The sequence below is a fragment of the Methylotenera mobilis 13 genome (assembly GCF_000384255.1).
Classification (GTDB): domain Bacteria; phylum Pseudomonadota; class Gammaproteobacteria; order Burkholderiales; family Methylophilaceae; genus Methylotenera; species Methylotenera mobilis_B.
Genome location: NZ_KB913035.1, coordinates 126531 through 151368, shown reverse-complemented (window position 1 = coordinate 151368; position 24838 = coordinate 126531). Strand labels below are relative to the sequence as shown.

25 protein-coding genes are annotated in these 24838 nt (G+C 39.3%); 15 read left to right on the top strand and 10 right to left on the bottom strand.

Annotated features, from left to right (window positions below; all coding sequences use genetic code 11):
• Nucleotides 1-291: 291 nt before the first annotated feature.
• Nucleotides 292-2475, bottom strand: a complete 2184-nt coding sequence (locus A391_RS0100750; RefSeq protein ID WP_019896688.1) for a HAMP domain-containing sensor histidine kinase — start codon at nt 2473-2475, stop codon at nt 292-294.
• The gene (locus A391_RS0100745; protein ID WP_019896687.1) at nt 2459-3157 is read right to left on the bottom strand and encodes a response regulator transcription factor; all 699 of its coding nucleotides are present in this window, start codon (nt 3155-3157) and stop codon (nt 2459-2461) included. The genes A391_RS0100750 and A391_RS0100745 overlap by 17 nt, the downstream gene beginning before the upstream one ends.
• Before the next feature lie 248 nt (nt 3158-3405).
• Between A391_RS0100745 and A391_RS0100740 the strand changes: the two genes are divergently transcribed.
• From A391_RS0100740 to A391_RS0100715, 6 genes are all read left to right on the top strand, one after another.
• Nucleotides 3406-3681 (top strand): DUF3892 domain-containing protein, encoded by a 276-nt coding sequence (locus A391_RS0100740; protein ID WP_019896685.1) that lies wholly within the window; start codon nt 3406-3408, stop codon nt 3679-3681.
• A gap of 28 nt (nt 3682-3709) precedes the next feature.
• Nucleotides 3710-3931, top strand: coding sequence for a DUF2188 domain-containing protein (locus A391_RS0100735; RefSeq protein WP_019896684.1), 222 nt, complete (start codon nt 3710-3712; stop codon nt 3929-3931).
• Between the two features lie 89 nt (nt 3932-4020).
• The gene (locus A391_RS0100730) at nt 4021-4296 is read left to right on the top strand and encodes a hypothetical protein (protein ID WP_019896682.1); all 276 of its coding nucleotides are present in this window, start codon (nt 4021-4023) and stop codon (nt 4294-4296) included.
• A gap of 34 nt (nt 4297-4330) precedes the next feature.
• Nucleotides 4331-5356, top strand: coding sequence for a hypothetical protein (locus A391_RS0100725; protein ID WP_019896681.1), 1026 nt, complete (start codon nt 4331-4333; stop codon nt 5354-5356).
• Between the two features lie 10 nt (nt 5357-5366).
• Nucleotides 5367-6050 (top strand): hypothetical protein, encoded by a 684-nt coding sequence (locus A391_RS14090; RefSeq protein ID WP_019896680.1) that lies wholly within the window; start codon nt 5367-5369, stop codon nt 6048-6050.
• Complete coding sequence (locus A391_RS0100715) at nt 6043-6726, top strand: hypothetical protein (RefSeq protein ID WP_019896679.1); 684 nt, start codon at nt 6043-6045, stop codon at nt 6724-6726. The genes A391_RS14090 and A391_RS0100715 overlap by 8 nt, the downstream gene beginning before the upstream one ends.
• A 262-nt stretch (nt 6727-6988) precedes the next feature.
• Here the strand turns inward: A391_RS0100715 and A391_RS0100710 are convergent, their stop codons facing one another.
• The gene (locus A391_RS0100710) at nt 6989-7252 is read right to left on the bottom strand and encodes a hypothetical protein (protein WP_019896678.1); all 264 of its coding nucleotides are present in this window, start codon (nt 7250-7252) and stop codon (nt 6989-6991) included.
• A gap of 480 nt (nt 7253-7732) precedes the next feature.
• Here A391_RS0100710 and A391_RS14485 point away from each other — a divergent pair, with 480 nt between their 5' ends.
• Together A391_RS14485 and A391_RS0100700 are read left to right on the top strand one after the other, a co-directional pair.
• Nucleotides 7733-7903, top strand: coding sequence for a hypothetical protein (locus tag A391_RS14485; protein ID WP_019896677.1), 171 nt, complete (start codon nt 7733-7735; stop codon nt 7901-7903).
• A 119-nt stretch (nt 7904-8022) separates the two neighbouring features.
• The gene (locus tag A391_RS0100700) at nt 8023-8331 is read left to right on the top strand and encodes a hypothetical protein (RefSeq protein ID WP_157261314.1); all 309 of its coding nucleotides are present in this window, start codon (nt 8023-8025) and stop codon (nt 8329-8331) included.
• A 33-nt stretch (nt 8332-8364) separates the two neighbouring features.
• Here A391_RS0100700 and A391_RS0100695 read toward each other — a convergent pair.
• Nucleotides 8365-9452, bottom strand: a protein-coding gene (locus tag A391_RS0100695) for an IS3 family transposase (RefSeq protein ID WP_088177624.1) whose coding sequence is annotated in 2 segments (ribosomal slippage) — nt 8365-9200 and nt 9200-9452 — 1089 coding nt in all. Because the reading frame shifts where the segments join, the coding sequence is not laid out codon by codon here.
• Nucleotides 9453-9510: 58 nt separating this feature from the next.
• Between A391_RS0100695 and A391_RS0100685 the strand changes: the two genes are divergently transcribed.
• On the top strand, nt 9511-9912 hold the full coding sequence (locus A391_RS0100685) for a toll/interleukin-1 receptor domain-containing protein (protein ID WP_029143910.1): 402 nt from the start codon (nt 9511-9513) through the stop codon (nt 9910-9912).
• A 402-nt stretch (nt 9913-10314) separates the two neighbouring features.
• Here A391_RS0100685 and A391_RS0100680 read toward each other — a convergent pair whose 3' ends face one another.
• Genes A391_RS0100680 through A391_RS0100660 form a run of 5 tightly spaced genes read right to left on the bottom strand, consistent with a single transcriptional unit; the run spans nt 10315 to nt 17721 of the window.
• Entirely contained in the window at nt 10315-10968 is a 654-nt protein-coding gene (locus tag A391_RS0100680; RefSeq protein WP_019896671.1) for a DUF3800 domain-containing protein, read from the bottom strand.
• Nucleotides 10969-10976: 8 nt separating this feature from the next.
• Entirely contained in the window at nt 10977-12725 is a 1749-nt protein-coding gene (locus A391_RS0100675; RefSeq protein WP_019896670.1) for a restriction endonuclease subunit S, read from the bottom strand.
• Between the two features lie 2 nt (nt 12726-12727).
• Nucleotides 12728-14206, bottom strand: coding sequence for a type I restriction-modification system subunit M (locus A391_RS0100670; protein WP_019896669.1), 1479 nt, complete (start codon nt 14204-14206; stop codon nt 12728-12730).
• Between the two features lie 41 nt (nt 14207-14247).
• Nucleotides 14248-16626 (bottom strand): EcoAI/FtnUII family type I restriction enzme subunit R, encoded by a 2379-nt coding sequence (gene hsdR, locus A391_RS0100665; protein ID WP_019896668.1) that lies wholly within the window; start codon nt 16624-16626, stop codon nt 14248-14250.
• 33 nt (nt 16627-16659) lie between these two features.
• Nucleotides 16660-17721: a DDE-type integrase/transposase/recombinase gene (locus A391_RS0100660; protein WP_019896667.1), complete on the bottom strand. Its 1062-nt coding sequence runs from the start codon at nt 17719-17721 to the stop codon at nt 16660-16662.
• Between the two features lie 216 nt (nt 17722-17937).
• On the opposite strand from A391_RS0100660, the gene A391_RS13555 reads away from it, so the two are divergent.
• From A391_RS13555 to A391_RS0100630, 6 genes are all read left to right on the top strand, one after another.
• Nucleotides 17938-18300: a helix-turn-helix domain-containing protein gene (locus A391_RS13555; protein ID WP_081621906.1), complete on the top strand. Its 363-nt coding sequence runs from the start codon at nt 17938-17940 to the stop codon at nt 18298-18300.
• Nucleotides 18301-18554: 254 nt separating this feature from the next.
• On the top strand, nt 18555-19355 hold the full coding sequence (locus A391_RS14085; protein ID WP_019896665.1) for a TnsA endonuclease N-terminal domain-containing protein: 801 nt from the start codon (nt 18555-18557) through the stop codon (nt 19353-19355).
• Nucleotides 19356-19423: 68 nt separating this feature from the next.
• A complete protein-coding gene (locus A391_RS0100645) occupies nt 19424-21358 on the top strand; it encodes a DDE-type integrase/transposase/recombinase (RefSeq protein WP_198291921.1) in 1935 nt (644 codons plus the stop codon).
• Nucleotides 21330-22343 carry a TniB family NTP-binding protein gene (locus A391_RS13545; RefSeq protein WP_019896662.1) on the top strand — a complete coding sequence of 338 codons (1014 nt, stop codon included), beginning with the start codon at nt 21330-21332 and terminating at the stop codon, nt 22341-22343. Before A391_RS0100645 ends, A391_RS13545 begins: the two co-directional genes overlap by 29 nt.
• A gap of 8 nt (nt 22344-22351) precedes the next feature.
• A complete protein-coding gene (locus A391_RS0100635) occupies nt 22352-24214 on the top strand; it encodes a TniQ family protein (RefSeq protein WP_029143909.1) in 1863 nt (620 codons plus the stop codon).
• Nucleotides 24215-24369: 155 nt separating this feature from the next.
• On the top strand, nt 24370-24606 hold the full coding sequence (locus tag A391_RS0100630; protein WP_051089081.1) for a hypothetical protein: 237 nt from the start codon (nt 24370-24372) through the stop codon (nt 24604-24606).
• Nucleotides 24607-24620: 14 nt separating this feature from the next.
• Here the strand turns inward: A391_RS0100630 and A391_RS0100625 are convergent, their stop codons facing one another.
• Nucleotides 24621-24800 carry a hypothetical protein gene (locus tag A391_RS0100625; RefSeq protein WP_019896659.1) on the bottom strand — a complete coding sequence of 60 codons (180 nt, stop codon included), beginning with the start codon at nt 24798-24800 and terminating at the stop codon, nt 24621-24623.
• Nucleotides 24801-24838 lie beyond the last annotated feature (38 nt).

The window sequence follows — 24838 nt, the reverse complement described above, 5'->3', positions numbered from 1 at the left end:
ACTCCAGGTGACACCTAGTTTCCTAGGCGGCGCTACGTTCTTTCACTCGCTTTAACGTAGCCTTCAGCTCGTAACAATATCAGTTTATTTGAATATGTAAATAGTTAAAAACTAATTTCTTTATTTGAGATTATGATGTGCCTATCAAAACGGGTAAAGTCCACAGCACGCAAAGGTAACAATGCCGGAAATGAATTCTGGGGCTGTTCAACCTTTCCTCGCTGTAAAGGCACTATTCAAATTTAATCTTGCCTTCATGACGGTTTGAAAACTCCAAATTCGAAGTTTCTGTTATATATTTCTTTCTAAGACAGTCGGTAGAGTAATAATGAAGGCAACACCATCAGTTTTATTTTCTGCATATATAGTACCTCGCATACTCACCATATAGCTTCTAGCGGAAAATAATCCAATCCCTTTATTATCTAGTTTTCCACGGGTTGAAACGCCATAATTGAAAATTGATTCGATTTGTTCTGATGGAATATTTTCTCCAATATTGAATATTTCAATATGCACGCCTGAATCTGTGCTTTTAAGGGAGATTTTTACATATGTGCCAAAAGTTTTATGTCTAAATGCATTATCCAAAATATTATCCAATACGGTATTCAGTAATATAGGATCACCCAATGCTCGCACTGGCTCATCAGAGCTCTCATAAATAACTTCCTTGTGCTGACTCGTAAGATTAAGGGTTAGTATTTTCAAATATTCAGCAATATTTATTTCTTTGATAATTGTTGTTCCACTTTGCAGTCCAGCCTCTACAGATGTGGCTTCGTACAAAGCATCTACAGCACGTTTCATTCTTTCAATATTGTCGCGGTATTGTGAATTCGGAGGCATTTGAACTAATAGTGATTGGAGAGGCGATTTGATTTCATGACCAATAGCCTCTAAAACAGCATGGCGAGATTTAATTTGCTCTTGGGCAGCTCTTACAGCTTCGTTATGTTCATGTTCCTCGCGCTTAATCCTCATTATTAATTTATTATTTCTAGCTCGGGCACGTTTGAAAAGTAAGTTAAAAGTTTTACCTAATGTACCTATCTCATCAGTTCTGTCTTTGTATTTTTCCAACCCATTTCCAGCAGTAGGACTTGCTGTCATTGCATATGCGGTTTTAGTAATTTTCTTTAGTTGAGAAATTGCTCGATAGCACAAGAGTCCAAAAGAAGCAGTTAAAACAAGTGCTAACCAAAGCCAAAGGAATGACCTTGCAGCAATATCTGGAACACTAGTATTTTTGCCTTTTAGAGATATTTCAATGCCTTCGCTTCCATAAATTTGTTTATGGATAATGACATCATCACTTTTATAACCAGCAATCTTCAAAATTTGTTTGGCCCACCAATCTGAAAACTTTTGAATCAGACCAGTAGTAGTATTTACAGTCTTATCTAATGAGTTAGATCGCCAAACTACCTGTTGATTGTTTTCTTTAAATATCTCCAAATCGGCTTTGGAAGAAATTAAGGAAACATACAATTGCTCTAGAGAAATTAGAGAGGATCCATATGTGCCATAAGGTATTTCAAAGCTTTTTGCATTGACTGTGGTTTCCGTGTTGTAATGATTAGTGGAAATTGAAACGTTAAGATTCCTTATGATAGATGATGGCCAGGCGGAATTAATTTCTAGGGAAGGATATAAAAGATTCGCATTTATGCGCCCTAAAACTGTGACGTAATTTTGAGGTGCATTGTTCTCATCTTCGAAAATTTGCTCAAAGGCTTGAGCATTTATTGACATCAATGGCAAGCGCATGTCATTAGCGCTATATGCCGTTACCTCATGAAAACCGCTAAATCTAGCCATCTTTGATGGGTATCTTGAGCTAGCACGATCAGATGCATGAAAAACCAAATTAAGCTTTAGCTCTCGTTCACCTTTAAGAGACATTGCAATAAAGTCAGCATTAGAAAGTAATGTGCCAGGTGTATGTCTATTTACTTCTCGAGTTGGATATTTCAGAGCAAAATAAATATACTTACCATTAAGGTCACCTGGAATAGCAGCAAAACATGCTTTTAACCTATTTGAGAAGTATTCTTTTCCACTCTTGTCAGCAACTTTTGAAGTAAATTCTACGGTGCAGGATCGTGGCATTTCCCAATGAATGTCCTTGGTTGAAAATGTTTTTAGATTTCCACTATTTAGAAAGTAAGTAAAAAAAGGCTTTCTTAAAAAAATGACTGAAAGCGGACGTTCAACTTTAGAAAGTTGCTCAGGATTATCCAATAATGGATAACCATCATCTTCTCGAAGGCCTAGAATAAATTGTGCTAATTCATTATTCAGCCCGACTGTTTGGATTTGTTCATCTTTTGCTTTAGCTGTTTGCAGAAAATCATAAATAGCAAAACTAATAAATGCTGTCAGAAGAAATCCAGAAAAAAAGATACTTATTGAATAGTTTCTTCTAGAAATCCATCGTTGTATGGATTTACGAACGCTAAGTAGTCCAGACATAACCTATACCTGGATTGGGTTCAATAGCATCGAAATGAGGGTCGATATCAGTAAAGCGTCGTCTTAAGTCGCTTAAATGGGTGGCAACAGCGGATAAAGAGTTAGAAGTATCAAGCTGCTTAGCAAGCTTTGATGATTCAACTGTAACTCCCGGAGTTTTGATCAAACAGTTTAATAGTCTGATTTGGGTAAGCGTTAATCTAACACTTCTACCCCTCCATAAAAAACCTGGATTACGGTCAGGATCAGGAGCTAGTCCTGTAGGCCAGGTTTTTATTTTTTCATCTAAATCCTTCTTTGAGTCATTATTTTGAGAGTGTAAAGCATGCTCGACTTTATTGATAAAGTTTAGATCGTTGATAGGCTTACCAATGAAATCGTATGCTTGTAAGGTAATTACAATGTCGGGAAGATTTTCCTCTGAAGCTCCTGACACTACTAGTGTTACACTTTTTTTGCCACTCAATAGATTTAGTATCCGAATACCACCTAATTTTTCTTTTGGGGTTTGACCCAACTCGATATCTAAAATAATCAAATCAAAATGCTGGTTTTGTACAGCAGTCTCTGCATCAGCTAAATTAAAATATTGTGAAACAGTTACACTAGAGATGGTTTCAATCAATGACTTTAAGTAATTATTCATTGTTTTATCATCTTCGATTATGGCAATACTTGTCATCTCATTCTCCCTTCAATATCCGATTCTTAAAATACAACAAGTTTGGTCTTTAAACTATTCGGATTTCTTAATCCATTTAATGCAGGATTAATGTTTTTTAAACGACTATGAGTAAATCTTAATAATTTTTAATTTTGATTCAAAATCCCGAATGTCCTTTTTAGCCCTTCTTAATCAATTTAATAAGATACTGTACACATCACATTACTGTGATTGTTAACCCTTAATATTGAATAGGAAGGATAAAAATGGCAGACGTAAGAATAACCTGTATTACAAAACCGCAAAACAGAAATCACGAGCATATTACACACGTAGGTAATCCTGCGACTGGCTGGAGATGGTCGGTTAAAGATGTTGTTAGTAGCATTGATGCAAAAACAAATACGTTTTATGTTTTGGATGCTAAGACTGGTAAGCGTTCTGACGTTGGTGTCGTTAGGCCGGAAAATCATGCGCCATATATTCGTACTTACGCAGATGGAGTCTGGGACGATAACTTACTTTCGCTTCCAGCTTGCTAAAAACAATTCAGATAATAGGAGAACTAAATTGGCTAAAAATCAACACGTCGTTCCTCATGACAATCAGTGGGCAGTAGTTGGCGAGGGTAATTCTAAAGCTACAGCTGTCTACTCCACGCAGCAAGAAGCGATTCAACGTGCAAAAGAGATCGCTCAAAATCAGCAATCAGAACTACTCATACATGGTACCAATGGACAGATTCGCGAGCGCAATAGCTATGGCAATGATCCTTTTCCTCCAAAAGGATAAGTAGCCTAACCACCATGTATCGATGATGCGGTGAAACTGTAGTTCTGCAGCATCACACAAATGACAGTTGTTAATTAGACAGGACAAATATGAAAATTAATCTTGCTCATCTTAGGGAACGTTCAACTTCTGGAGGATGGATAAATTTCGCAGTTTTTGATGCTAAGTCAACATCGGGTGATTCAGGTAACGCAGCACTCTTGGCACAATTAACTGCTAGGGCGCGAGTATCTGGACTGAAGGTAGACCAGTCAGCGCTTGCTTATAGTGACAATGGGCGGGTTAGGTTCTATGGTATTAAAACACTTGTTGATTATTTGGCGCGAAGTGGTGTTCCAGGTTGGACACACACAATTGATGTATAGAGTGCGCTACTGAATTTTAATATTGGGATAAAAAATGGGATTGTTTAAAGAAGGCGGTGAGCACCAAATTCAAAACCTTGGTAATGATAAATACAATCTGACAATTTCGATTCCAGAAAACGATGATGGGCGTATGGCCAGGGAGTGTCCTAGCTCAGAATGTTCACCAGGGTATTTCAAAGTGACGCTAGGAACGGGAATTACTGAAAACCACACCTTAGCTTATTGCCCATATTGTAGACATGAGGCCGAGCCAAATGACTTTGCTACTCAAGAGCAAATTCGATACGCAAAAGAAATGGCATTAAGAGAGGCTCACAAAGGCGTTCAGGACATGGTACGAAATGCTTTCGGAATTGGAGCGTCAGGTAAAAAGAAACTCAGTGAAGGATTCGTTTCAATGGAAATGACCTACAAGCCTGCAGCTCTACCATATGTACATCGCCCATTTGAAGATGAAGTTCGTCGGGATATAGTCTGCCCCCATTGCACTCTTGATCAAACCGTTTTTGGGCTAGCTACTTGGTGTGCAGATTGCGGAGAGGACATTTTTCTCAGTCATATTGAAGCGGAGCTAGCAGTCGTTCAGTTGATGTTGAATGATGTTGATAGACGGCAAACTCAATTTGGGAAACGTATTGCTGCAAAGGACTTAGAAAACTGTTTGGAAGATACGGTTTCTATTTTTGAAGCTGCTATGCGTGCCATCGTTAGACGCGCAATGCTTATGCGCAGAGATTCTGCTGATCAAATCGAATCGTCATTCAAAAAACTTGGGAATGCGTTCCAAAGCATCGATAGAACTCAGAAAGAGCTCAACTCCCTATTTGGTAAAAATCCATTAGATGAAGAAGTCTCAGAAAAACTTAAGTCGGCATTTGAGAAGAGACATCCCATCACACACAATCTCGGAGTCATAGATCGTAAATATATGGAGCGCACTAAAGAGCTAGAGCAAGAAGGACGTGAAATCAGATTGTCTGTAGCTGAAATATCTCAGGCCCTTTCTGATGTTAAAACTGCAATATCTGGCACATACGAAAAATTAATAAAAGGATAGCTTAACGAATATGCGACAACCTTATGAAAATGTATACATAGGTAATTTTATTTACACACTTGGTTATTTGGCAGGGCAACGGGGAATAAATATAGCTAATACTTCAATGCAATTGTTGCAGCAAACACCCGCTGATTGTTCTATCGGGGATTTATTAACTAAATGGGGTGGTAAAAATTTTATATTCGAATTCAAGCGCTCTGAAAAACTGGTTCAACAAGAATTTAAGAAGGATCATAAGAATCTATTGATCAACACTATTAAGCGTGGCAATCAATCTAAGTTTTTGGATATATCCAAAAAGTGTCATTTTATGGCTTTCCCATTTGAAATAGCAGAAAAAACGACTTTGAATTTCATGTGTTATATCGATATTAGAAATCAAGCAATACAGTACCATGGCCAATGTTTAGATATGACAGCATTTTGCAATGATCTGTTAAATAGTAATGCAGCTATTGGAGTTGATTCCAACGAGTTTTCTGAATATCTAGATTACATAGCTACATTTACAGATGGTGACTCTTCTGAAGGGTTTACGGGGGTTATTGTAAACGTAACAAATAAGGGGGAAATCAATATGTTCGAAATTGATAATTTGAGAATTCTATCCCACACTATAGACTCACCTGAGCTTGAGTTAGTTAGAGAACATAAACCTCCTCGGGGTATGGGTGGCCATTCGATTGGTTAAGACTTTTGATTTACTAAAAGAAGAACAATTTATGCCCGTAATATATGAAGCAAAAATAGATGGATCAAATGCAATAAGGTATTTCCATTTTTCACTTATCAGACTTTATTTAGATCAAGCATATGAACATGCCCTCAAATCAAAAGACGATGATGAAGACCGCTTATTAGCATCGAGTATTATTGCAATAATGTTTTCAGCAATGGCACTTGAGGCTTTTGCTAATGAGATCTCAGAGGATCTCATTCCAAAAGAAGAATTGAATGACTTCGTTCGTTTACGAAAAGCATACAAACAAAAGGAACAAGAATCCTCATTGGTCGCAAAGCTAAGAATACTTTTTGAACGTAAGCACAATCATTCTTTATCGACAGAACAGATTAATAGTATTGAGACACTGGTTGTATTTAGAAACAATCTTGTCCATTACAAGTTATCTGAGCTAGCGGGTAAATATATAATGCCTCCAGCGAGGCAAACTCAGCTTGGAGAGAATCGGTCTATGATTACTCTAGATTTTATGCTGAAGCCAGAGGGAGTGGAGCCTCCGTTCATTCAGCATGTTAATATTGAGGCTGCTCTCAGCAGTTTTAATACGGCATTATCAATAATTAATACTTGGGGAATACAATCAGGCGAGTTAGATAATGTTCCCGGCTTGGAAATAATCACCTAATATTCATGTTTACAAAATATTAAAATAAAACAGCTGGAAAAATTATTGATTACCTAGTTTTCAGGGATTATAAATGGCTAAATTTATCGTTATAAATAATAATAAATCTAAAATAATCGATATTAAATATATCAATTTAGATTTGATAACCACGATTAATATTCAAGGTATAGAAGGTGGTCATCAGAGTATCAATATCACTACTATTGATGGTAAATCTCATTGCTACTCTAATGACATCAATTCTGCGGAAGCTAAACAATTATTCGCGATGTTGAAAGAACACGGGATAAACCCCTGAGTCACCTACTTTTGGTACACGTGCTGTTTCAACTCCTCTATATTTAACGTCACATTCAACAGTAGATATTAAAAAAGACTCGCTCTTTTTAAGATGTGCAATTAACTCTTGCATACTTGCTACTGCTATCGCAGGATCAATTTCCCCTTCTTTAATTATATCTGCTGAAGCTTTACGAATTGTTGCTAGAGCTATTGCCATTAAATAATTTTGGATACCATTCATTTTAATTCCTAACTAATTTTTGATTTAGACAAACTTGTACTGTTAGGTAATGAAAGGGTCACCTCTAGCCCAAGGTGATGGGTTTGAATACTTTCTAACATTCGTGGTTGATCGCTGGCTATTTGCTAATTGCGCTTTATGCGTAAATCTCAGAAGAAACTTGCAACTTATGGGGGTATGTAGATAGCAGCTTATGGTGTTGTGTATGTTAGCAACTATATGATTTAGCTTATAGTTAACTAGCATCTTATGAAGCCACCAACATTGTTGTGGTTTAAGACATAAGTTGCGATTTTGGTGCCATAAGTTGCGATTAGAAATACCATAAGTTGCGATTTTTTTATTGTGGGTTACACCATAAGCTGTAACTAAGTTGATGTCGATTTGCGCATATGTTGCAACTTAAACCTCAAGAAATGCGAGTGGTAGTGTAGGTGCTGAGTCGTAAATAGTTGTTAGATTTTTACTAAAGGAGAAATCATGGCTACAAACCCACCAAAAGGTGATGGACATAGAAATGGTGCAGTAAAAGAACGGTCACAAACTCAAACTCCGGCTGGTCAATGGGTAAAGCGTGATACTAATACGGGAAGATTCATGGATGTAAAGCAAGATGGAACACCGTTTAAGGGAGTAAGAAAAGAGAGATAAGGCTACCGCCGCATATTGATGCTGTAGGATGAGGCATAACTTACGATTTGATATCGTAAGTGTGCAATGAGTAATAAAGGTAAAAGTTAAAATTGATACAAAATTAAGGGGTAAATAACATGGCTAGATGCACGGCACCAGTAAATGGACATCGCACATCAAGCGGTCGAGCTGCTTGCCCAGCATGTGGTAGTAGCTATGGTGGTTATAGCTCCTACGGGTCGCGGAGCTACCCTTCCTCCTACTTATCATCAAGAAGCAGCTGGGGCAGTAGCGGATCTAGCAGTGGTACAAGGCCGCGCTGGTCCCGTGCAGGGTCATCAGTCTCTTATACTCCCGCTCAAGTGGTTTCGCTTACCCCAGTACGTGAAGCAGTTGAAGTTCAAGCAGCGACTAAACCGGATCTTCGAGATTGCTTTCTATGGTAATCCCCCCATTTTTAGCATTGACTAAAAGTAGAGTTAAGCGGCCATAGCCAACCGCTGTATTGGTGTTATCCCGCCCAAGGCCATGTTTGGACGTTCGTGATTGTAACGCCACATCCATTGAGTGGCGTATAGTCTTACCTCATCTAAATCTTGCCAGTGATATTGCGATAGCCATTCATAACGCACTGTACGGTTAAATCGTTCAATATAAGCATTCTGTTGTGGCTTGCCTGGTTGGATATAACTAATTTCAATCCCACGTCTTGCAGCCCAAGCTTGAATAACACCACTGATATTCTCAGGGCCGTTATCACAGCGCAACGTACTTGGCTTACCCCGCCATTCAATGATCTGATTTAATGCGCGAATGACTCTTTCAGAAGGTAAGGATAGGTCAATTTCAATACCCAGTGACTCCCGATTGAAATCATCAATCACATTGAACAATCTAAAGCTCCTGCCATCTTGCAATTGGTCGTGCATGAAATCCATCGACCATACCTGATTCATGCCCATCGGTACAATCAGCGCATCTGGTTTCTCGCGCTTGAGGCGCTTTCTTGGCTTGATACGTAAATTAAGCTCCAACGTCTTGTAAATGCGATAAACGCGCTTATGATTCCAGCTGTATCCCTTGACGTTACGTAGATATAAAAAACACAGACCAAAGCCCCAGTTGCGATTATTGTCAGTTAACTTTAGCAGCCAGTCGCTGATGTACTGGTTCTCAGCAGAAAGCTTTGGTTGATAACGGTAGCAGTTCACGCTGATATTAAACATCGCACAAGCCAATCGAATGGATACCGTCTTTTCTGTGACCGCTTTAACTGCCATCTCACGACGCAGAGATGGCTTTACCACTTTTTTGTGATGGCTTCTTGCAGAATCTCTGACTTTAATCTTTCTTCAGCGTACATCTTCTTCAACCGAGCATTCTCAAGTTCAAGCTCTTTCATGCGCGACATCATGGATACTTCCATCCCGCCATATTTTGCACGCCATTTGTAAAAAGTAGCTGAGCTTATACCAACCTCTCTACATAGCTCAGGAACAGGTAAACCACCCTCCACACGTTTTAATGCATCAATAATCTGACTGTCTGTAAATTTCGAGTGCTTCATTTCGTAAATCTCCCATTAGTGGAAATTCTACTTTTAATCGTTACTTTTTGCTGGGGGGATTACCCTATGTCACGCCTGGGACGACCGGCAAGGAGCCGCAAAGGAACTGCACGATCTGCTCGAAGCAGCTGGCATCAGGGTTTGGTTCAGTGAAAAGGATCTTGGTCTAGGCGTGCCAATGATGCGTGCGATAGATAAGGGCCTTGCAGCTTCTAAAATTGGTCTGGTCCTTGTGACGCCAGCATTGCTCGTTCGCCTTCCAAATGAGGGTGTCGCTGACAAAGAGCTTTCGACGCTCCTTCAAGGTAACCGTCTGGTTCCCATCGTGCACGGCACAACATACGCATCCCTACGCGAGGTCAGTCCAATGCTCGCCTCGCGTAGCGGCCTAGATACATCAGAAGACTCAATGACAGTTATCGCAACAAAAATCGCCGAACTAGTCACTATCTGGAGCTAAATCCGTGAGTCTATGTAGCTCGCCAAGTGTATGTTTTTATATCAACCCAAAATTTCCCCGTCGATTCCGGGAGTGGTGGGTCTTTGTTGACAAAATTGTCAAAAATAATCTACAGCTCTCTTAAGTGGATTGGGAGTGCGCAGTCGGCTCCTGTGGCTCGGTGAGATCATTGGGGCTTTTCGCTTTATTGTGGTGGAAAAATCTTTAATCCCCAGCTTTCGAACTCTTCGCAAAATCAAAGTTTGAACTAAACATCTTGTTTAGTAAACTAAACTACATTAAGATTCCATCCTGACGGGTAAGTCCTGTTACGTGCCTTAGGTGTTTCCTTCCATCGGCTGGCGATAAGCCTAAGGATAAGAGCGTAATAGGGGCCGTCTATTTTTTTGCCTGTCATTTCGGTTAAGGCAAATAAATCGTGTCTAATCTCACCTTGTCGCAATAAGACGCAAACCAATTTGTATCTTTATGCGCATCTTTTCTAGCAATTCCCCAGCAAAACAAATCAACAGCCTGTAAACCTGCATTTTCATGAGAAGCTAAATGATCAATCGTTAACATGCAATTTAGCGGCAGTAGTGCATCTAACTGGTTTTCTACATAGTTATTGAAGTCTTTAATTTCTTCGTTGTTTTTACAGCGGTCTACAATCAAATTCACCCATGGCAAATCATTTGCAAAATGTATTTTTTCAAGAATAAATCTGGCTAAAAAGTTATACAGCCTCTTTTTACCCTCTTTAGTTTGCAGATGGGGCTCAACGCGAGACTTATTGAGCGTGACGCTGTAAATATCCCAGCCATCATCAGGTAAATGACGCGCAAAATATTGTTTAATTGTTAAAGAGGTCTCTGCCCCTTTCAATTCATTAACCACACGTTGATTTTGCTTTTTATGATTCAGTTTGTTCTTTAAGGTACGTTTAACTGCCGTAGCTATGCCATCCACCACCTGCTTGTGATGACACACCAGAATGGTAATCACAAAATATTGTGAAGTTTTGGCTTTAGTAAAATCAAAGCCCAAATCACCAGATTCATCAAGGTATATAAACAAACTAATCCCTATGCTACTGCCTGGGTCACCAGCGCATCGGCAATCAACTGCTGTTGCTGGTTGGCTTGTTGAATGCAGGTTTTGAGTTGATCGCACAGCGCCATCAGTGCCTCGACTTTGGCGACGATGCGGTGTTGTTCGGCGAGGGGTGGTATAGGTATTTTCAGCTCACGGACTTTATCAGCATTTAAGTTTTGAACTACAGCACCTGCTGCTGATTGTGTAAATGCACCGTAGACATAAGGTGACATAAGTAATTGGTATAAAAAGTCTTTATCCATAACTTCTGATGGATGAATCCTTAACCATCCGTCGTGAATACACCCTTGAATTTTAGTTATGTATGGCCGACCAAAACTCATTGAGTTTGTTAATAAAAAATCGCCTGGGCAAACCATTCTTGTTTTAACAAGGCCTTCTTTTCTAATTTTCTCTTGCGTACTAGTTATATATTTTGAATTTACACTTGTATCACTTATTTTTATCCAATTTAATCCTGATTCTTCATTGGTAATATAGTCTTGTATTGGTCTTGGCGAACCTCCGCGTTCAATTACGCTATAGTCACCGAAATATATCCATGACCAACCTATTGGTAACTCAAAAGGTTTTTCATCCTCACTAATTGGCGCAAGCGGTTTTTCTTTTTTGAGTTTGCCTTCTGCTATCAATTTGGCTTTTTCGGCTTGGATGCGTTTGAGTAGTTCGCTGGCTGGTTCATCAAATGGGTCTTGCGGGACGAGTTTGCCCATGACGGCGAGTTGTAGCAGGGTTTGTTTGAGTGCGTCTATGCTGGCTTCGGTGGTGAACAGCACATCAAAATGCGCGTAGATGCGTTGCCAGTTGGCGTTAAACTCTGTAGCGTTTTGGCTTTGCGTAAGTGTAGCGAGCAGTTGGCTCACCAAGGTTTCATGCGCTTCTTTTGCATTGCTGTGTTGTTGTTCTAACTGATCGCACAGCGCCATCAGTTCATCGACTTTGGCGACGATGCGATGTTGTTCAGGGAGTGGTGGTAATGCCGTTAATGTAGCAATAATTTTTTCACGAGATATATTTGGTTGCGCACCACCTGCGCCTTGACCAACAAAGTTTGCTTTCATTGCTTTTAGCATTAGAAGCAAATATCTATTAAATATACAGCCGTTTGGAGTACAGGCACATACAGCTTGGTTTGTTGTTCCCGCGACTTTTAAAATAGATGCTTTGCCAATTGTTGCGCCGTACATAGCTAGCAGTACATCACCTGGCTGGTTCAATCTTAAAGAACATTCCTTTAAAGCTAATTCTGTTACCGTTTCTTCTGAGGTATCAATAAAGTCAGCTATGAGTTCACCAGATTTAAACCACGGCATTGAACCACCGTAGTAGCTTGATATGCTTCTTAATGGCGTTGCTCCAGCACCCCAATCGCCTAATGAACCAACTCTTACCCACTCCCAACCTAATGGTAATTCAAAAGTTTTTTCATCATCACCAATCGGCTGAAGTGGTTTTTCTTTTTTAAGTTTGCCTTCTGCTATAAGTTTGGATTTTTCAGCCTGAATGCGTTTAAGTATTTCGCTGGCGGGTTCGTTATTGGGGTCTTGCGGCACCAGTTTCCCGCGCACGGCCAATTCTAAAATTAGCTCGCGCAGTATTTTAACGCCATACACGTTACCTGCATTGCCACTGGCTCTGCCACGACCTGATTTTTTCTCAGACTCCGCCGCTGTCCAAATATCGATATGCTCGGTGAGCAGGTTTGCAATATTGGTCATGCTTAGTTGCCCTGCGTGCTTGAGGCTAAGGCTTCGCCCAAGATGCCTTTGAGCTGATTGCGCAGACTGGCAATGTCTTGTTGCATGGTGTGGTATTGCGCTAATAACACTTCAGGGTCGTGCGTGATTTGCTCGCCCACATGTGGGTTTTTGCAATCGAGGTTGTAATTACGGGTTTTAATGTCATCTAGGCTGACTTTCCAAGCCAGGGGCGATTCTTCACGAGTATTTAAGTTATTAGCTTCATTACCCCACCATGCGGCGAGTGGTTCAAACTCTTCTACCTTCATCGGTTTGGTTTTGTTATAAGCTTTTACCCCTTTTGGTAATGGATGCTCATAAAACCAAATGTCTTGTGTTGGGGTGCCTTTGGTAAAAAACAGCAAATTGGTTTTAATGCTGGTGTAAGGCGCAAACACACTGTTGGGCAGGCGCACAATGGTGTGAAGATTGCAGTCTTCGAGAAGTTTTTCTTTGATGCGGGTTTTAATCCCTTCACCAAACAAAAAGCCATCTGGCAGAACTAATGCCGCACGGCCACCACTTTTCAATAGCTGCATAATCAGCACGAGGAACAAATCTGCGGTTTCACGCGTGCGGAAAGTGGCAGGGAAGTTGGTTTCAATTCCATCTTCTTCATTGCCCCCAAATGGTGGGTTGGTCACAATAACATCCACACGCTCATTCGGCCCCCAGCTGATTAAAGGCCTTGCCAACGTGTTGTCGTGCCTGATGTTACTTGGCACATCAATGCCATGCAGAATCATGTTTGTGGTGCATAGCAGGTGCGGCATGGGCTTTTTTTCTACGCCATGGATGCTGGTTTGCAGTATGGCTTCGTCTTCTACCGTTTTAACATCCTGCTTGCGGATATGTTCAATGGAGCAAGATAAGAAGCCACCAGTACCACAGGCAGGGTCCATGACCTTTTCACCTAGGCGTGGGTTAACCATGCGCACCATAAACTCTGTGACCGCACGAGGTGTGTAGAACTCACCAGCATTACCTGCAGCTTGCAAATCACGCAGTAATTGCTCGTACATATCGCCAAATAAATGGCGTTCTTGGGCTTTATTAAAATCCACACCTTCTTGAATCTTATTAATCACTTGACGGATTAACTGGCCGGACTTCATGTAGTTGTAGGCATCTTCAAATACCGAGCGGATCACATAGGCGCGTTGATCACCGCCTTTGGCTTCAAGGTTCTGTAGGGCTGGAAACATCTCGTTATCGAGAAACTGCTTCAGCGCGTCACCCGTCATGCCTTCAGCATTGGCGGCCCAATTGCGCCAGCGATATTGTTCTGGCAGGGGTGACTGATAGTTGTCTTGCAGTATTTCCCACTCTGTTTCACGGTCATCGAATATTTTTAGAAACAGCATCCATACCAGTTGGCTTAAGCGTTGTGCGTCGCCATCGACACCAACGTCTTTACGCATAATGTCTTGAATGGATTTAATGGTGCTGGAAATGCTCATATTGGTATGCTTAATTTTTTGTGTTAACTGCTAGCTTAGGGCTAGGCGTAAAGGTGCTGTTCTAATTCTTGTAGTGCAGCAATGTAGGCTGGTTTGCCACCAAAGGCAGATACTAACTCACTGGCAGTCCCCATGTCTTTAAATGGATCTAATGTCAGTATTTTAATATCTTCGATGTTTTCAATACCTGTATCTTGGTATTTTTCTAATAAGCTTTCTAATACTTGTCTTGCTTGCTCACCATACTTGGCAAAGTAATTACGTTTCTTCACCTGTTCCGCACGCTCACGACGGGTAAGTGGGGGTTGGTCAAACGCCACATGGCAGATTAAATCAAACGCATCAAAGTCTTTGCCCACTTCTTCCGCTAGCGCTTCAAGTAATACGCCATGCTGTTCTAGCGCTTTTAATATAGCCGCTTTACGATCAGCTTGGCTCCAACTACGTAAAAACTCATCCAAAGATGAGTAGTCTTTACGCACCGTGCTGCGCGTGTAGTCTTTTAGGGATTCTGTGATCAGCTTACCTTCTGGTCCATAGTATTGGACTCGTTCTGAAACGACATAAACCGTTACATCACCCAAGACATACTTGATACGCTTGGTGCCAGGCTCGTCATCAATACTGATATCTGGAGTGGTGTTTTCACCAGCTGCATCTGTGACCTGCGTAATTGGGTTGCCGTTTTCATCTAAGATGATTTCAGGCGCTTCATCTGGCGGTACAGGGGATTCATCACCTTTTGGCTCATAAATCACGACTGCTTCACCGTCGAAGTCTTTATCGGCAAACAACTCTGTGGCTTTTTTGAAGTCCATAATCGTAAACCAATATTTACCGTAGTCTTCGTTAATCCGCGTACCTCGACCGATGATCTGCTTGAACTCTGTCATCGATTTAATATGCTGATCCAGCACTACCAGCTTACAAGTCTGGGCATCCACACCTGTGGTCATCAGCTTTGAGGTGGTCGCGATGACTGGATAGCGCTCTTCTGGATTAATAAAATTATCTAACTCTGCTTTGCCTTCCATCTCATCGCCCGTAATACGCATCACGTACTTACGATTTTCTTTTACACGCGCTGGGTTTAGGTTGACGAGTGCCTGACGCATACGCTCGGCATGATCGATATCATCGCAAAAGACAATAGTTTTAGCATAGGGATCTGTTGCGGTTAAAAACTCTGTGATTTTTTGGGCGACTAATTCCGTACGCTTTTCTAGGACAAGATGACGGTCCATGTCTGACTGGTTATATACTCGGTCTTCTATGACTTGGCCATGCTTATCTACTTGACCTTTATGGGGGCGCCATCCTTGCAAGTCTTTATCAATGTCGATTCTGACCACTTTGTAGGGTGCTAAGAAACCATCTTCAATGCCTTGCTTCAAAGAGTAGCTATACACAGGGTCACCAAAGTAATGAATGCTGGATACCTCTTTGGTTTCTTTTGGGGTAGCGGTTAGGCCGATATGTGTTGCTGTGTTGAAGTAAGTAAGTACTTCACGCCAGGCTGAATCTTCTGCTGCACTTCCACGGTGGCATTCGTCGATGACGATTAAATCAAAGAAGTCAGGTGAGAACTGCTTATAAATGTTTTTATCTTCTTCGTTACCCGTGACTGCCTGGTAAAGCGATAGATATATTTCATAGCTTTTATCAATTTGGCGTTTGCTAATCTTGGTCATGGCAGGACCAAACGGCTTAAAGTCATTGTTTTTAGTTTGATCAACCAAGATATTTCTATCAGCTAAAAACAGAATGCGTTTTTTGGTGCCTGACTTCCACAGACGCCAGATGATCTGAAAGGCGGTATAGGTTTTACCTACGCCGGTTGCCATGACCAGTAGAATACGTTGTTGACCACGTGCGACAGCTTCTATCGTGTTATTAATGGCATTCGCCTGGTAATAACGTGGCGCCCGACCTGAACCATCGTCGTAATATGGCATTTCAACCGTTGTGCGAGCCTGTTCAGATTGTAGGCCTTTCCAATCGCAATAACGTTGCCATAACTCATCTGGCGAAGGAAATTCACTCAGTGCTAACGCTTGCTCAGTTTGTGTGGCATTACCCGTTCTATCATGGAGCAAAAATGCATCGCCATTTGAGCTAAATACAAATGGGACACCTAGTGTTTCTGCGTAATTAAGCGCCTGTTGCATACCTGCGCCAACACTATGACTATTATCTTTGGCTTCAATAATAGCAATCGGGATATTGGATTTGTAGTAGAGAATGTAGTCAGCACGCTTTTGCTCACCACGTGCATGCATCTTGCCACGAACGATAATGCGGCCTTTAGTGAAGCTGACTTCTTCACGGATTTGGCTATGCAAATCCCAGCCTGCGCTTGTAATCGCAGGTGTAATGAATTTGGAACAAATATCGCGTTCAGAATATTTTTTATTGTCCACACTGAAATCTTAAATTTTTTTAACAGTATAACTTTAATCCAGTCTTGTGCGTCTAGTCATAAGTCTTGAGATATTACTTTTGTCCAACATTGTATTATTTACTATGTTTGCTGGTGAGTCACCAAAGGCAGGAAAACCTAATTTAGCTTTACTTGCATTAGACGCATCATTAGTCATTTGACTTATGGTTTCTTTGATTTCAGTAATAGACAAATCTTTTAACGAAATTTTATTAAACTTTGGTAGAAAGTCTTGTTTGTATCGGCTAATAAAGCCATGCCAGTTTTTTAAATTACCAGAATAGATCACATGTTCAATATTTTCACTTATAAGAAAATTTGAATATAGGTGATCAAATTTGCAGAATTCACGCCCCTTACTTGTTAATATTTTTTTAACCTTAAAATTACGCTCTCTAAAAAACCTCAGTGCTTTTACTTTCAGCAAATCAATTGCCATTTCAGCTGATTTTTCTTTATAAGGGTATGAAAATACGTAATTAGAATAGGTATCAATAACAACATAGACATAGTCTTTAGGGGAGTTTTCAAAAATTAAGATAGTGTCTTGGACAAGTATTTCGCCAGGGTAACTTCCAATTTCATTTCGATGTTTTAGGCAAGGATTGTTCTTATTAATTAGCTTAAGGTAGAAGTCGGAAATTAACCAACCCTCCTTGATATGCTTTTCTTCTAATTTGAATAAGCGCTTACTTACATTTTCTATACCTTCACGTTTGAGTATTTTTTGAATAGTAGGAGAGGAAATACTGATGCCTTGTGACTTTAATTTGTCAGCAATCTTGCAACAACCAAAATCGGGATTTTGAATACTACATAAAATAACTTGATCCCTATTTTCAATGATCACATTACTTTCACGTTTTCTTGCCCCGCTTTTTTTTCGCTCAAGTCCAAGTAGCCCAAACTGCTCATAATCCCTTTTCCAGTTGTAGAAAGTTGAAACGGAAATATTTTCTTCATAGCAGATGGCTTCGATATAACTCGGCTTTTTTGCGATATTTAAGATTTTTAATTTCTCTTTTGAGGTTTTAGAAAAAATCTTTTTTGCAGAATTATCGTTAGTAATAGTCATTGCAGGATATTGATAGCTTTAAAAAATTAGTCACATTTTATGTAATCAAGCTGATATCAGGCAATTCAAATTTCTATAATTGCAATTTTTAAAATTAGTAATACTTTGACCAGAAATTGTTTACTAGTAAGTGTATGATTTACAATGATATTTTTGTTGACGGTATAAAAATTATGATTAATATGATTAATATTACTTAAACGAGTTAACTAATTTATGAGTCCTTTTTCGGAAGTCTTATCAGGTATACGAAAATCTAGAAGAATGCGCCAGACTGAATTCGCGGAGGCGATGGGTTATGAGCAAAGTTATATTTCGGCACTTGAAAATGGCTTAAAAGGTCCGCCAACTAAAGACTTTATCTTAAAAATGTTCTCAGCACTAAGCCTTGATGAAAATGAAAAATCACAGGTCACGTTGGCAGTGTCGATGTCCTCTAAGAAATTTTTACTTCCTGCTGGGGCGTCACATTCGTTTTATGAATTTTGCTATGAGCTAAGTCAAAGAGCGCAATACTTGCGACCAAGTCAAATAGAGATTTTGACGAATGTATTAAGACTTATGAAGGAAGTCGATTAATGACGCATGCTAGTTTTACCAATAATAGGTTGCTGACCAAGAGTAAGTACGCACAAGAAAGGAGTACTCAAATGTAAAAAAGGACAAATCAAAAGACTTGCCCTCTTTGGTGTTACTGATACTACGTTATGGTGATGTAAGTATCTGCCAACATCCTCGTTCAGTCAAGTCTTCACAAATCTCATTATTCTCAAAAAACGTTGGTAATTACCAACGCTGGAAATATTTTGCCCAAATTTCTAAAAAGGACAACGATGAACGAAGCCATGATGCGCATATTTAACAAAAATAAAGCAAGTGAACCAAAAGTTGAATGTGAAAATTTATACACGATGCTTAACGAATTCGAGGAAATTCACTGTGAAAAAGATTTCTTATTTAGAGGCAGGAGCCTATCGATAAAATTTGCTGAGCCGAACCAACGAATGCGCAAAGTTGTGCGACGATCAAATTATCGCATGACTGGGAAATTCCCATCCCTTAAAAACGGCAGAATGATGCATTGGGAGTCTCATAACGAGCTTGCGGCATTTAGAATATTAGAGATTTGCCCAAATGTTAAAAGCTACAGCGAGCAACCCGCATTAATTAAATACAAGGATCATACGGGTATTATAAATCTGCATTATCCCGATATATTAGTGAAGCTATCTGGAGAAAATAGCCTATTCATTGAAATTAAACCAAATTTTGCTTTAGATGATTTGGATCTCGAAAAGCGAGCGACTCTGCTAAAACCGCTCTTAAAACACGAAGGTTATGATTACCTCATGGTTGTAAGTCAGCAACTTGAAAGTTTTTCTTATCTTGAAAACGCAAGACATCTACTTTTCTTCGGAAAGTATCAAACATCCGAAAACATTCATGAGTTAACAAGACGTGCTTTTCTGTCAACAGACACGATTGAGCTATCAAAGCTTACTAATTATTTGCAACATGAGTTAGCTGAGAACTATATATACAAGATGATCATAACTGGATTTCTTGTATGTGATTTATCAGTGCCGCTCTCTGCTGAATCGTTACTAAGTTTGGGAAATTCGGAGATTGCATAATGGCTTTTGCATACTTAAGGCACGGTCAGCATATCGTTTGGAACAAAGTGTCCTATAAATTGGAGCGTTTGATTGATGATGAATGGCAGATCTTAGATGTAAATACTCATCGAATGCGAAATCTGAGCATCAATAATCTTTATGCAAAAATTGCAACAGGTGAAATCGTTTTTGAAGCAAGTATGCCTATTCATACACCTGGGACTATTAAGCTAAATCGCAACGAAAAAATCGCAGCTAACCTTGATATGTATGACGAACATGAGCAGGTAATCATAAAAAGAAAGCGTTATTTACTAGAGGAAATATATAAGTTATATGGTGATTGTAGATCTCGTGAAATTTTATCAATAGCTATTGACGATATCTGGCGTAAAGATTGGGATGCAGCCCCACACCCCGCAACTGTGGCACGATGGATGAAACGTTATATAGAGGCTGATAAGAATATATTAGCACTGGCGCATTTGAACGACAGGAAAGGAAATAGAACGCGACGCTATCAAGCTAAAATTTATGATATTTGCGAGCAATCTATCGACAGGGTTTACCTTCAACCAGATAGAGGCAGTATCAATAAAACTTTAGAAGATGCAAAGAGAGAGGTCAGGAAAGAGAACAAATTACGCCCACCTGATGAAAAGCTATCTTACCCAACCTATTCTCTCATTTCTAGTTTAATTAAAGACATACCTGAATATGATAAGTATGCAAGAAGGAACGGCGCAAATGCAGCCAGAAATAGGTTTAGGTCATCAACCAAAGGTGTGATAGCTAGTTATCCATTAGAAAGAGTAGAAATCGACCATACGGAATTAGATGTAATGTTGGTCGACGAAGAAACTGGCTTGTGTGTATCAAGGCCTACGCTATCTATTGCAATAGATGTCTTCTCAAGATCAATAATGGGATTTTGCATAAGTTACGACCCGCCATCAGTCATGGTTGTCGCTCGATTGTTAAAAATGGCAATACCACCAAAAACTGATTTAAAAAGTAAGTGGAATGGCGTTGAAAGTGACTGGCCTATGTTTGGCGTTATGGAAAATTTAGTTGTTGATAATGGGTTGGAATTTCATAGTAAATCCCTAGATGATAGTTGCAGTCAACTTGGCATTAATTTGACATTTTGTCAGAGAAAAACACCTTGGTGGAAAGGACATGTGGAAAGAGCATTAGGCACAATGAGTCGTCAAGTTACAGATGGTGTTCCAGGCCGTACCTTTTCTAGTATCTCTGAAAATGCTGGATATGACGCTAAAAAAAACGCGACTATTTCGCTTAAAGCGATGGAAGAAATCATCACAATATGGATAGTAGATATTTACCATAAAAAGACACACAGTGTACTAGGGATGCGGCCATACGATGCATGGTCAGATAATATCCAAACATCTGATATACCAATTCCGACAAATCTTGAAGTTTTAGATGTCGTCATGGGTACGAATGCTGAAAGAGGATTAAGTCATACAGGAATCTCAATTAATAGCCTTCAATATAATTGCGACGAATTACAAGCTATCGTTGCTAAATTTGGACCCATAAAACAAGCTCGCATTAAGTGGAATCCAGAAAATCTTGGTTATATCTATGCCCTTCCTCCTGATGGAACAACACTCACCGTGCCAGTTATAGAGCGCTATGCCAAATATGCAAATAACCTGACATATGGAAGACATAAGGCAAACAAAAAATACGCAAAAAAATATTTTATGAGTGATGATCTGGAAGCAGTATCTCGTGCACATGAAAAAATGCAAGAACTGATAGGGCTGGAGTTAAGTAATAAGAATAAAAATACAAGGAGACAAAGTAAAAGATTGGTAACTAAGACGTCCAGTATGAGTACTACTGTAAATAATGAAGAAAACAATGTGGTTTCTAAAATAAAAACGCCATTAGTCAGTACTATCAAAAGAAAGACATTCGAGACCAACAGAACTAATCGTGACGAAAACAAAGGGTTTGAAAATGCAAATGACATCAAAGCAAGAGCTTAAACTTTTTATTGAGGAAATGCTTGTGATGCACACAGCATTTGATGAAACCAAAAAGTCATTAGAGAGTTTTTATCACGCCGCATCAACATTACGCGATTCAATAGGCGTTTTCGTCGTTGGGGAGTCAAGGACTGGAAAGTCAAGGCTACAAGAGGAGTTAAGTGCTAAATTTAAATCAAGTCGAAACTCTGATGGAACAACAATTTTACCCATATTACGTGTACAGGTCCCATCAAAGCCTACAGTAAAAGGACTGACTAGTGAGATGTTGGCGGAGTATGGAGATCCAGCCGCAAATAAAGGAACTGAGCAAGATAAAACTAGACGGTTATTACATTTTATTAACGCATGTCAAACTAGGATGATCATTATTGATGAGATTCAACATTTTGTTGATAAAACATCCAAATACAGAATAATTCATCACCTGACGGATTGGTTAAAAACACTGCTAAATAAATCAAATATTGTCGTAGTGATCGCAGGTCTTCCATATGCAGAAGCTTTGTTATATCAAAACGAACAACTCAGAGGCCGGTTTGTTAAAACAATGCGTCTTCCAAGATTTGACTGGAATGATGAGGACTCCAGAGCTGAATTTATAGGACTTTTAGAAGGTTTTAAAAGCTTGCTTAGTGAAAAGTTTAAGTTGCCCGATATTGAAGAGGATGAGTTTGCCTATAGGTTTTATTTAGCCACTGGTGGGCTAACAGGCTATGTATTTAACATTATTCGACAAGCCGCTTGGATAGTGATTGATGAAGATCGCACTGTAATCCGATACGAAGATATTGAAAACGCCTACCTTAATGTAGTGAATCAAATTGATCAATATCAAGTCAGCCCATTTTCAGACAAGTTTCAGCTTTATGAGACAGTACAGCTAAAAAAAGCGGCTGACATCGGCAAGCGAACTGACGAATATCAATCAGAAACCATTCAACAGGCATATAAACCTCGTTCACTTCACGAGGCCTTAAGTTGAGGATGATTATGTCAGAATTAATCCAACCAGTTGTGATTGCATCGAAGCCGTTTGAATACGAAAGTTTAAAAGGATATATCCTAAGAGTCTCAGCCGAAAACGCATACCCGACGCCCGCGATGATGCTTGGAAGCGCAGGATTTAGTAAAGGTGAAATGGATTCAATCATTCCACCGCTTAAGAAACTTAAACAATTGTTCCTGCTAACTCAAGAGGAAATATTAGAGCTTGGCTATCAAAGACCTGGGTCAGCAAAAGTCTCAAAACATATTTTTATATACGATCATTATTTGCCGACATACAACCTATGCATAAAAGAACCAAGAATTTGCGTCGATTGTGTTCTTGAAAAAGGCTATATTGAATCTTATACGGATATAAAGCACATCGTTCTATGCCCTATCCACCGTAGATATCTCATTAAAGACTGCCCTGCTTGCCATAAAAAATTATCTTGGTTTCGGCCAGCGTTACTGAAATGTAAATGTGGTTTTGATTTGTCAAAAATCAAAGGTGACTTATCGATAAACAAAGCGCTGATTGGATTGACCGCTTTTATCTCTAATCAATTACGGCATGAACCGCATGATTTCAATTTTCTTAAGCATTATCTTGGCTTTCCACTTGATAATCTTGATCGCTTAAAGCTCCCAGAGTTATTAGCTGTTTTAAACCGTTTTGAAAACAAATATAGTTATGCAAACTATGATGATGAAAATGTTAAAACGCTAGCGCATGAAGCAGTGCTAACCAGAGCAAGTAAAGCTCTCGAGAATTGGCCTGAAGGATTATATAAACATTTAGATTCTTTTAGACAAGAGAGGGCCTCAACTGAAGGGTTTGGATTGCGTAAGCAGTTCGAATCCTTCTACGGAAGTCTTTTCAAATCAAAAATACCTAAAAACAAAATAAAGTTTATAAAAGACGCATTTGTGGGCTATGGTAACGATAGATGGAAGCAAGGCTACGTCACAACATATAAAAACGTTTATAGCCCAATAGTCGGTATCTACGGCTTATCAAAAGCGTTGGGGGTTATGCCAAGTACTGCAAGAAGATTAGTCTCGAATGGCTCAATCGTTGGAAAGACGAGTCATTTAAATGGAAGAACAAGAAATTTTTTTGATATTAGTCAGACGCTTCTATTTAAAATTTCCAATGGTAAAAGTCTAACAATCAGAAAAGCTGCTAAATATTTAGATATTCCAGTTAGTGTTTTAAAGATTTTGCGTGATCAGGGTATTTTTAAAGTACAACATATCGCTAACCCAACTGTAGCCTATCATGAACAGGATGTAATAAATTTTAGAGATCAGTTTTTAAATTGTGCATCTTCCAATGAAGCTTTTCTTGCGGAGCCTAGTATATCCCTAAAACAAGCCATGGCTATGAAGATAGGTGCATCTAAAATTAAGGCAAACTTCATAACCGCAGTGCTTAACTCTGAAATTACGATTGTTTTTCATAAATCAGAGCGGTTGTCTGATCTATTATTTAAACTATCAGAAGTAAAACAGTTTTTTGAAGAACAAAAAAAGCAAGTTTTAGGTTATTGCACACTTGCAGTTGCTGCCAAATATTTACACTGTGATCCGCTAGTGGTTAAGAATTTATCTAAGGATGGACTACTTGAAAGCAAACAAAAGTCTAGTGGAACATACATAAAAGTAGATTCTGTGAAGGAATTTCACGATCGCTATGTTTCATGCGCTTTTATCGCTGCAAAATATAAAACTAGTTCGAATAAAATAGTACGTGAATGTGAATATAGGCAAATTGAACTAGTTCTATTTTCAAAATTTAACTCCAATAAATCTCAGCCATTTTTAAATCGAGCTGCTGCAGAATCGAACTGGAGTTTGATTAACTAGAGTAGGTTGCCTTAATCCGCAAAGCGGATATTCACTTAATTAAAATATTGGCGATTGGCAATCTAAGGTTGAAACCGCCAAGTTTAAGGTTTTGCTACACGGATAAAATTAACATAGAGAATGCTTTCCAGCTAGAATTTATTGCCTATATCTCAATGCACCTAGAAAACCTCTATTGCAAGAAAACTAAAAGCACGAACACTAAGCAACGAGATCGCTATATGCAATTGATTGCCTATGTTCAAGAAGCATCCTTTGAATCAGCTTTGGAGAAGTATAAGCAGATATCTCTAGCAGATACTGAGATGGAGAATTTGACTGAATCCATGATCAAAACCGCACAGAGATTAGCTAGGATTGATATGGGGTTGCCATTAGTGATGGAGGACTGAAGTAGGCTTTGACTTTAGGTCTTCACTACTCTTACTGCATTTTCATCTTCAACAAAATCTAACATTAAATCATCGCCTATAGACCATCCAGTTGATTCTAGTAGCTCATCCGGCAAGCAAAGTATTGCATCACCAGATCCATCTCCAGCATCAAGTAATTTTATGGACCATGTTGTTGGTATATCAGAGTTCATAAATATGCTCTTTTCAATTTAGATGGAATTTAATTCAT